The sequence below is a fragment of the Agromyces humi genome (assembly GCF_009720255.1).
Lineage (GTDB): Bacteria > Actinomycetota > Actinomycetes > Actinomycetales > Microbacteriaceae > Agromyces > Agromyces humi.
On record NZ_WJSP02000163.1, the window covers coordinates 1 to 8,108 of the forward strand.

The 8,108-nt window shown below is 70.6% G+C and carries 8 protein-coding genes and 1 pseudogene; 6 read left to right on the forward strand and 3 right to left on the reverse strand.

Annotation, left to right across the window (positions count from 1 at the left end; genetic code table 11):
• The 3 genes from GH736_RS13255 to GH736_RS13265 all read right to left on the reverse strand — a co-directional run.
• The coding region (locus tag GH736_RS13255) for an SCP2 sterol-binding domain-containing protein (protein WP_159604017.1) at positions 1–392 on the reverse strand (392 nt) is incomplete at its 3' end.
• Positions 393–470: 78 nt separating this feature from the next.
• Entirely contained in the window at positions 471–791 is a 321-nt protein-coding gene (locus GH736_RS13260) for a hypothetical protein (RefSeq protein ID WP_159604019.1), read from the reverse strand.
• A 153-nt stretch (positions 792–944) separates the two neighbouring features.
• Positions 945–2,552, reverse strand: coding sequence for a PucR family transcriptional regulator (locus GH736_RS13265; RefSeq protein WP_159604021.1), 1,608 nt, complete (start codon positions 2,550–2,552; stop codon positions 945–947).
• Positions 2,553–2,650: 98 nt separating this feature from the next.
• On the opposite strand from GH736_RS13265, the gene lysA reads away from it, so the two are divergent.
• The 6 genes and pseudogenes from lysA to GH736_RS13295 all read left to right on the forward strand — a co-directional run.
• A complete protein-coding gene (gene lysA, locus GH736_RS13270) occupies positions 2,651–3,961 on the forward strand; it encodes a diaminopimelate decarboxylase (RefSeq protein WP_159604023.1) in 1,311 nt (436 codons plus the stop codon).
• A 76-nt stretch (positions 3,962–4,037) separates the two neighbouring features.
• Positions 4,038–4,979: an ABC transporter substrate-binding protein gene (locus GH736_RS13275; protein WP_159604025.1), complete on the forward strand. Its 942-nt coding sequence runs from the start codon at positions 4,038–4,040 to the stop codon at positions 4,977–4,979.
• On the forward strand, positions 4,976–6,013 hold the full coding sequence (locus tag GH736_RS13280; protein ID WP_159604027.1) for an amino acid ABC transporter permease: 1,038 nt from the start codon (positions 4,976–4,978) through the stop codon (positions 6,011–6,013). The genes GH736_RS13275 and GH736_RS13280 overlap by 4 nt, the downstream gene beginning before the upstream one ends.
• Entirely contained in the window at positions 6,010–6,816 is an 807-nt protein-coding gene (locus GH736_RS13285; RefSeq protein WP_159604029.1) for an amino acid ABC transporter ATP-binding protein, read from the forward strand. Before GH736_RS13280 ends, GH736_RS13285 begins: the two co-directional genes overlap by 4 nt.
• A gap of 106 nt (positions 6,817–6,922) precedes the next feature.
• The gene (locus GH736_RS13290; RefSeq protein WP_159604031.1) at positions 6,923–7,549 is read left to right on the forward strand and encodes an MEDS domain-containing protein; all 627 of its coding nucleotides are present in this window, start codon (positions 6,923–6,925) and stop codon (positions 7,547–7,549) included.
• 14 nt (positions 7,550–7,563) lie between these two features.
• Positions 7,564–8,108 (forward strand): annotated as a pseudogene (locus GH736_RS13295) (hypothetical protein); the annotation flags it as partial.

Consider the following 8,108-nt stretch of genomic DNA (forward strand, 5'->3'; position numbering starts at 1 on the left):
ACGTCGCCCAGGTCGGCCGCCTCGGCGCTCGTCACGCGTGCCGGGCCATCGGTGCCCCTCGGATGTCCCGGGAACAGCCGCTGCACGAGCACCAGCACCTCCGGGTCGCCCTCGACGAGCAGCGCGCCGCGCAGGAACGCGGCCATCGCGCCGGTGCGGCCGCCGACGATCTCCTCGAAGAGGTCCTCACCGACGATGACGACGCAGTCGGCGGGAGCGGGCCCGTCTTGCGGCGCGACGCGGATGTCACCCCGGTCGATGGTGAGCAGCCGATGGCCGACGGATGCCTCGTCGCCGACGTCGAACCGCACCGTGGCGCGCACGCGCTCCAGCAGCGGTTCGTGCCCGCGCCGGCCCAACTCCTCGAAGAACGCAACGGTCGATGACTTCATTGGGGTCCTTAGGCGCCATCCTACGAGCGCCGAGGCCGATGGTCACGGGGTTGCGCGTTCGGAGCGGACCACCGTCCGCTACGACGAGGGCGCGGCGTGCACGCGGAGGCGACCGCGCAGGAACGGCAGCGCCGGTGCCCGGTAGCGGAGCGCCGGCGGGTCGGATGGTGCCAGCCGGATCTCGGCGCGGCCGAATCGCCACATGCGGTTGAACAGGTACACCCCGACGGTCACGGTCTCGTCGGCCGGCACCTGCCACGTGCCGATGCCCCATTGGGCCGGCTGGCCGAGTTCCGCGATGACGAGGGTGGGGCGGATCCCGCCGTAGAGGGCGAACCACGGCTTGTGCAGCGTCAGCTCGATGCGGCGGATGGAGCGGTCGTCGGACTCGGCGGGCATCAACGGCGCTCGACCGGCTGGAACGTCACGTGCGTCTCCCGACTGCTGGCGGCACGGGCAGGGCGCGCCTGAAGCCTGAACAGCGTAACCCGCGCCCGGACCGGGTCCGGCAGCGACCGCGCCCAGCGCCATCTTGAATCCCGGCTCGTGCGCCTACCGCGCGGTCGCGCGAAGCTGAAGCCACACGGCCAGGCGCTCGTCTGCCGTCTCGAGTCGCACGCCGTGCGCCTCACTCGCCCGGGCGAGTCGGTGCCGCACGGTGTTCTGGTGCACGCCGAGACGCTCGGCGGCCTGCGCCACGTTGCCGAAGCACTCCAGCCAGGTGAGGAGGGTGTCGGCGATGGGCCGCGTCGGCTCCGTGGCTCGCAGCGCGTCGATCGCCGGGTCGCGAAGCTCGCCGGCGGCGGCGAACAGCTCGGCGACGCGCTCGACCACCAGGCTGGGGCGGACGCCTGCCGCGGTGACGATGCGCGGCATCTCGGGAACGGATCCGCGTGCTGCGGCGCTCAGGAGTCGATCGGCGAGCTCGCGCGCGCCGGCCACCTCACCGGAGCGGTGCACGGGACCGGCGACGGCCACGGTGGTGCCCTCGCCGACGAGCCGGTCGATGAGCGGCAGCAGCGGTTCGGCCATCCTGACCGCCTCGTCGACGCTGCCGGCGGTGAACAGCGCGTACACGCGCCCGCGGTGGGCGATGGCGACGGCGTCGGGCCGGTGCAGCACGAGGTGCCGGATCGCGGTGGACCGCAGTTGCGCGATCGCAGTGGGTCCGGCCCCGGGCACCTCGAATCCGAGCAGCGCCGCGCCACGCTCCTCCGGGATGCCGAGCTCGGCGAACTCCGTACCGGTGAGGTCGATGCCGGTCAGCAGGGTGCGCAGGCGGTCCTCTCGCGGCCGCTGGTTCGTGGCGTGCACACGAAGGTCGTCGAGCAGGTGCGCGCCGGCGAGCTCGCTCGCACGTCGCATCCGCTCGTCCTGTTCGGGTGTCACCCGGCCCTCGCCTGAGGCGTCGATCGCCCAGATGCTGCCGAGCGGCAGGGCACCCGCCCGGATCGCGACGGCCACCCGCGGTTCCTCCTCGCCGAGGCGCGGGTACTTCACGGCACCTTCGGATCGCAGCACGGTGCGGTACTGGTCGTCGTTGTAGGGCGACGCCGGCACCTGCCGGGCGAGGATGCCGTGGGTGCGCAACGCGTCGATCAGCTGACCCGGCACCGACGAGTACGCGAGGATGTTCCGACTCAGGTCTTCGATCGCGACGGAACCGCCGAAGAACTCGGCCAACTCGTTGGCGAGTGCGAAGAGCGGCTCAGCGCCCCGGTCCTGCGGGCCGGCGAGGGGCGCTTCGGCCTCACCGAGCAGGCGGGTCAGCTGGGCGTCGAGCAGTCGCCAGCTGATGCGGTCGGCGACACGGAGCAGCGGGAGTCCGGTCGCTTCGGCGATGGCCGCCAGTGCGGGGAGGCGCTCGGCGCTGCACTTCACGGCAAGGCCCGCTGCCCCGCGTTCGGCAGCACCAGAGGCGACCGCGGCGAGGCGTGCGGTGCTGAGGGACGCGGTCGACGGGGCGAGCAGCAGCGTGCCAGTGGCATCCGGAACCTCGTCGGCGATGTCGAAGAACTCGGTGCCGACGACGTGGGCAGCGCCGCCCATCGACCCGATCGCCGTGATGGTGCGGGGGCCGAGCTGCTCGACGAGTTCCGCGAGCGTGACGCGTGGACCAACCGCTCTCGCCACCCGATTTGGAGGAATCGCTGCATCCATGTGCCAAAGCTATCCGAGATCTCCAACCATCGGCGACCGGCCTCTCCCTAGGCTGGCCGACGTCGACGGCGAGGACGCGGTCGACGGAGGAGGAGACGATGACCCCGACCCGGCCCGCACCCGAAGGCACCCGCCTCGGCGAGCTCTGGCGGATCCTGCCCGAGGAGGCGACCGCGACCGACGACGGCGTGCTCGAGATCGGCGGTGTCGCCGTCACCGAACTGGCCGAGCGGTTCGGCACGCCCTTGCACATCTACGACGAAGCGGGGCTGCGGCGCCAGATCCGCCGGTTCGTCGACGGCCTCCGCGAACGCTGGCCGAACTCCGACGTGCTGTTCGCCTCGAAGTCGCTGCCGGCGGTCGGCATGTACCGCGTCGCGCAGGAGGAAGGGCTCTCGGTCGACATCGCGGGTGGAGGCGAACTCCGGCTCGCGCTCGCCGCCGGGGTCGACCCCGCACGGCTCGCCTTCCACGGCAACGCCAAGACCGATGCCGAACTGCGGATGGCGCTCGACGCGGGCATCGGCACGATCATCGTCGACAACGACGACGAGCTCGACCGGCTCGAGCGGCTGCTCGAACGACCGCAGCGGCTCCTGCTGCGCGTCATCCCCGGCGTCGAGGCGAAGACGCATGCGTCCCAGGCCACCGGAGGCCTGGACTCGAAGTTCGGGTTGCCCATCGACCAGGCCGAGCGCGCGATCGCCCGCATGCAGGCGCATCCGCTCATGGTGTTCGAGGGCGTGCACCTGCACATCGGCTCGCAGATCCTCGACACCACCCAGTTCGCAGAGGCGGTCGCCAAGATCTCGACCGTGGGCACCTTCGGCACCTACGACGTGGGCGGCGGGCTCGGGGTCAGTTACACCTACGCGGAGGAGGCGCCGAGCGTCGAGGCCTACCTCGACGCGATCGTCGCGGCCGCGAGGGAGCACCTGCCCGCCGGCGCCCGCCTCATGATCGAGCCCGGCCGGTCGATCGTCGCTCGGGCCGGCGTGACGCTCTACCGGGTCACGACGGTGAAGCGGACGGGGCGCACCTTCGTCGCGGTCGACGGGGGCCTCGCGGACCAGATGGACATCGCCCTCACCCAGCAGCGATACGAGGCGATCATCGCCGACCGCCTCCTCGAGCCGTGGACCGAGACCGTGCAGCTCGTCGGGCGCCAGTGCGAGTCGGGCGACCTGCTCGTCGACGGTGCGCCCATGCCGCCGGCCAGGGTCGGCGACCTGGTCGTGATGCCGGGCACCGGTGCCTACGCCTACACGATGTCGAACAACTACAACGGCGCCCTCAAGCCGGCGATCGTGTTCGTCGCCGACGGCGACGCGCGCCTCGTGACCCGCCGCGAGACCTACGACGATCTGCTCGCCGCGCATGCACCCGCCATGGCGCATGCCCTCGCCTGAGATCCAGGCTCCGACCCGACCACGACCCGGCCGTTCCGATCACGATCCGATCACCCCACGACAAGGAAGTCACCCCATGATCGCTCGAACCACCACCACACTCCTCAGCGCCACGGCGGTCGCCGCCGCCCTGATGCTCACCGGATGCACCGGCGCCGGCGGCTCCGGGGAGGATGCCGCCGCGGCATCCGGCCCCGACCTGCCGGTCGGCGACGAGGTGTCGACGACCGCCGACCCGGCGCTCGCGGCGCTGCTGCCGAAGGAGATCGTCGACAAGGGCCGCATCGACGTCGCCGTCGACATCCCCTTCCCGCCCATGGCGATGTACGACGAGCACAACCGCGCCATCGGATTCGACCCCGAGCTGGGCCGACTGCTCGGCCAGAAGCTCGACATCGACGTGTCGCTGAACAAGCAGGCCTTCGACTCGGTGATCCCCTCGCTGCAGGCGGGCAACAACGACCTCATCATGAGCGGCATGAACGACACCCCCGAGCGCCAGGAGACGCTGAGCTTCGTCGACTACACGCATGGCGGCTTCGCCATCCTCGTGCCGGCGGGCAATCCGAAGGACGTGTCGACGCAGACCGACCTCTGCGGCATGACGGTCTCGGTGCAGAAGGCAACGGTGCAGGGTGAGCTGCTGCGCGCGATGGACTGCGGCGCCGACCCCGTCACCGTGACGGAGCTGCCCTCCGATCTCGACGCGCAGACCGCACTGCGCGCGGGCAAGAGCGATGCGTACGTCGCGGATGCGGTGGTCGCCGAGTACGTCGCGGCGACGACCGACGACGGCGAGGCCTTCGACGTGGTGCGCGACCCCGAGAACCCGGCCGGGTTCGACCCGGTCTTCAGCGGCATCGGCATCCTCAAGGGAGACACCGAACTCGTCGACGCGATCCAGCAGGCGCTCCAGGCGCTCATCGACGAGGGCACGTACCAGCGGGTGCTCGAGCGCAACAACATCAGCGCGTACGCGGTCGAGTCGGCCGCGGTGAACCAGGGGGCGACGCAATGACGCTGCAGGGTCGGGGCGAGGGCGAGGGCGAGGGCCGGGGTCACGGTCTGGGCCAGGGTCTGCTGGCGGGCCCGTCGGCGAACGCGGCGGCACCGGATGCCACGGACGGCGACGTCGTGGCGATCCCGCTGCGTCGGCCGTGGCGGTGGATCAGCGCCGCCGTGGTGCTGCTGCTCGTGGCGGCGTTCGCCTTCTCCGTGCTGACCAACCCCAACATCGACTTCGCCGCCATCGGGGAATTCCTGTTCGACCCGAGGATCCTCGAGGGCGTCTGGCTGACCGTGGTCATCACCGTGATCGCGATGGTCGTCTCGACGGTGCTCGCGATCGTCATCGCGGCGATGCGGCTCTCCTCGAACCCGGTGCTGTCGACGGTGGCGTGGTGTTATGTGTGGGTCTTCCGCGGCACCCCGCTGCTCGTGCAGATCGTGCTCTGGGGCTACCTCGGGCTGCTCTACGCGAAGCTCAGCGTCGGCGTGCCCTTCACCGATGTCGTCTTCTGGCAGGTGAACACGAACGAGCTCATCAGCGCGTTCGTGGCGGGCCTGCTGGCTCTGACCCTGAACCAGGCGGCGTACTCGTCCGAGATCGTGCGCGCCGGCATGGTGTCGGTCGACGAGGGCCAGCACGAGGCGGCGTACTCGCTCGGAATGTCGCCGCTCTACACGTTCCGCCGGGTGCTGCTGCCGCAGGCGATGCGCGTCATCATCCCCCCGATGGGCAACGAGACCATCTCCATGCTGAAGAACACGTCGCTGCTGTCGGTGATCGCCGTGCTGGAGATCTACACGCAGGCCACCGTGATCTCGTCGCAGAACCTCAAGCAGGTCGAGCTGCTGATCGTCGCGAGCCTCTGGTACCTGTTCATGACCAGCGTGCTCTCGATTCCGCAGTACTACCTGGAACGCCGGTACGGTCGCGGCACCTCGCGCAACCTGCCGCCCACCCCACTGCAGCGGATGCGCCGTGCATTCGCCGCCCGCCGGCCGGGCCCAGCGCCGGCCCCCGAGACGAAGGCGGTCAGCGTCGTATGAGCATCACCGTTCCCACCACCGACTCCGCCACGCCGACGCCGACGCGATCGCTCGTCGAGATCCGGCGGGTGCGCAAGAGCTTCGGAGCGCACGAGGTCCTGCGCGACGTGTCGCTCGCCGTGCCCGAGGGCACCGTCACCGTGCTGCTCGGACCTTCGGGCTCGGGCAAGTCCACTCTGCTGCGTTGTATCAACCACCTCGAGACCATCGACGGCGGCCGCATCATCGTCGACGGCGAGCTCATCGGGTACCGGCAGGTCGGACACACCATCCACGAGATGACGCCGAAGCAGATCGCCAGGCAGCGGCGCGACATCGGAATGGTGTTCCAGCGTTTCAACCTGTTCCCGCACATGACCGCGCTCGAGAACATCGTCGAGGCTCCCACCGGCATCGGGGGCGTGCCCCGGACGCAGGCCAGGACACGGGCGAAGGACCTGCTCGACCGGGTGGGCATCGCCGACTTCGCCGCGCACTATCCCGCCCAGCTCTCAGGAGGCCAACAGCAGCGCGTCGCGATCGCCCGGGCGCTCGCGATGGATCCGAAGCTCATGTTGTTCGACGAGCCCACGTCGGCCCTCGACCCCGAACTGGTGGGCGACGTGCTCGACGTCATGCGCGAGCTCGCGAAGGAGGGCATGACGATGATCGTGGTCACGCACGAGATCGGCTTCGCGCGAGGCGTCGCCGACCAGGTGGTGTTCATGGATGGCGGCGTGGTCGTCGAGGCGGGTCACCCCGAGGAGGTACTCGACCGACCGCAGCGGCAGCGCACCCGCAACTTCCTCGAGAGCGTGCGGTAGTCGCAGTCACGTGGCGCCCCGCGCATCATCCGGGCGATGACATTTCGGGCGCGAGGGAGCATGCTTTTGCACATGTCGGTTGTTCACCTGGGACGGAAGATCGAACATGCCCCCTGATTCCGCGAGCACCCCCGAGCCCGTCACCTTCGCCGGGGGAGTGCTCGACCCGTACCGGCACGTGTGCGCATTCGTGGATGCGCCGTGGCAGGACCCCGTCTTCGACCCGTTCATCTCCGACGGGGTGGACCGGGGCGATCGCCTGCTCTACCTCGTCGACCCCGCGGCATCCGCTGCCCCCGTGAACCGGTTGCGCCGCCTCGGCTTCAACGCCGGAGCCCTGCTCGAGGACCACCGGGCCGAGGTGCGCACCTGGACCGAGACGTACCTGAAGGGCGGGAGCTTCGACCAGGCGGCGATGCTCGGCGTGCTCGACGAGGTGCTCGTCGCGCAGCGGTCGCCGCGGATCCGCATGCTGTGCGACATGGGCTGGGCCGCGGACCGTGCCGACCTCGACGACCTCATCGAGTTCGAGGCGCGGGCGAACTTCATCCACGCCCAGCACGACCATCTCGTGATCTGCTCGTACGAGGCGACGAAGTTCGACGGCGCCTTCGTCGTCGACATCCTGCGCACGCACCCGATGGTGCTGATCGGTGGGATCCTGCAGGAGAACCCGTTCTTCGTCCCGCCGTCCGAGTTCCTGGGAGAGCGCGACGCACGAGCGGCGAGCTGAGGGGCCACGCCGACATGGATGCCGCGTCAGCCCGTGCCCCCCGCGAGATCCGGCCTGCGCCGGTGGCGCCGGCCACCCCGGAGGGGGCGGCGGTCGACACCCGGCGCTGGCTCCGCGACCTGGGGGCGCTCCTCGCGCTGCCCGCGATGTGGGTCGACCACGAGCCGCCTGAGATCGCGACGGGCCTGCTGAGCGTGCTCTTCGGCATCCTGCAGCTCGACGGCGCATATGCGCGATTCGACGACGCGCAGGATGACGGTCGGCCGCTGGAGTCGTGGCGGCCGACGGGCGGGCGGTTGCCGGTCGAGCTGCGGTCCGTACTCGAGGCCGACCCGGCACCGGCCCCGGGCCTGATGACGACGGATGTCGCGGTGGACGAGGTCGGCACGCTGCGGGTCGTGAGCCTGCCGATCGTGCTGCCGTGGGAGGCCGGGTTGGTGCTCGTGTCGGCCCGCCGCGCCGACTTCCCGAACGAGATGGAGACGCACCTGCTGCGCGTGGCCGTGAGCCAGGCCGCCATCGCCGTGCACACCGCGCGGCGGATCCGCCGGGAGCATGC

Bases quoted from the DNA above. Each gene is read 5' to 3' on its own strand.
- GH736_RS13290 (WP_159604031.1), top strand. From the start codon at position 6,923: ATGCCCCCTGATTCCGCGAGCACCCCCGAGCCCGTCACCTTCGCCGGG.
- GH736_RS13265 (WP_159604021.1), bottom strand. From the start codon at position 2,552: ATGGATGCAGCGATTCCTCCAAATCGGGTGGCGAGAGCGGTTGGTCCA.
- GH736_RS13260 (WP_159604019.1), bottom strand. From the start codon at position 791: ATGCCCGCCGAGTCCGACGACCGCTCCATCCGCCGCATCGAGCTGACG.
- GH736_RS13275 (WP_159604025.1), top strand. From the start codon at position 4,038: ATGATCGCTCGAACCACCACCACACTCCTCAGCGCCACGGCGGTCGCC.
- lysA (WP_159604023.1), top strand. From the start codon at position 2,651: ATGACCCCGACCCGGCCCGCACCCGAAGGCACCCGCCTCGGCGAGCTC.
- GH736_RS13280 (WP_159604027.1), top strand. From the start codon at position 4,976: ATGACGCTGCAGGGTCGGGGCGAGGGCGAGGGCGAGGGCCGGGGTCAC.
- GH736_RS13285 (WP_159604029.1), top strand. From the start codon at position 6,010: ATGAGCATCACCGTTCCCACCACCGACTCCGCCACGCCGACGCCGACG.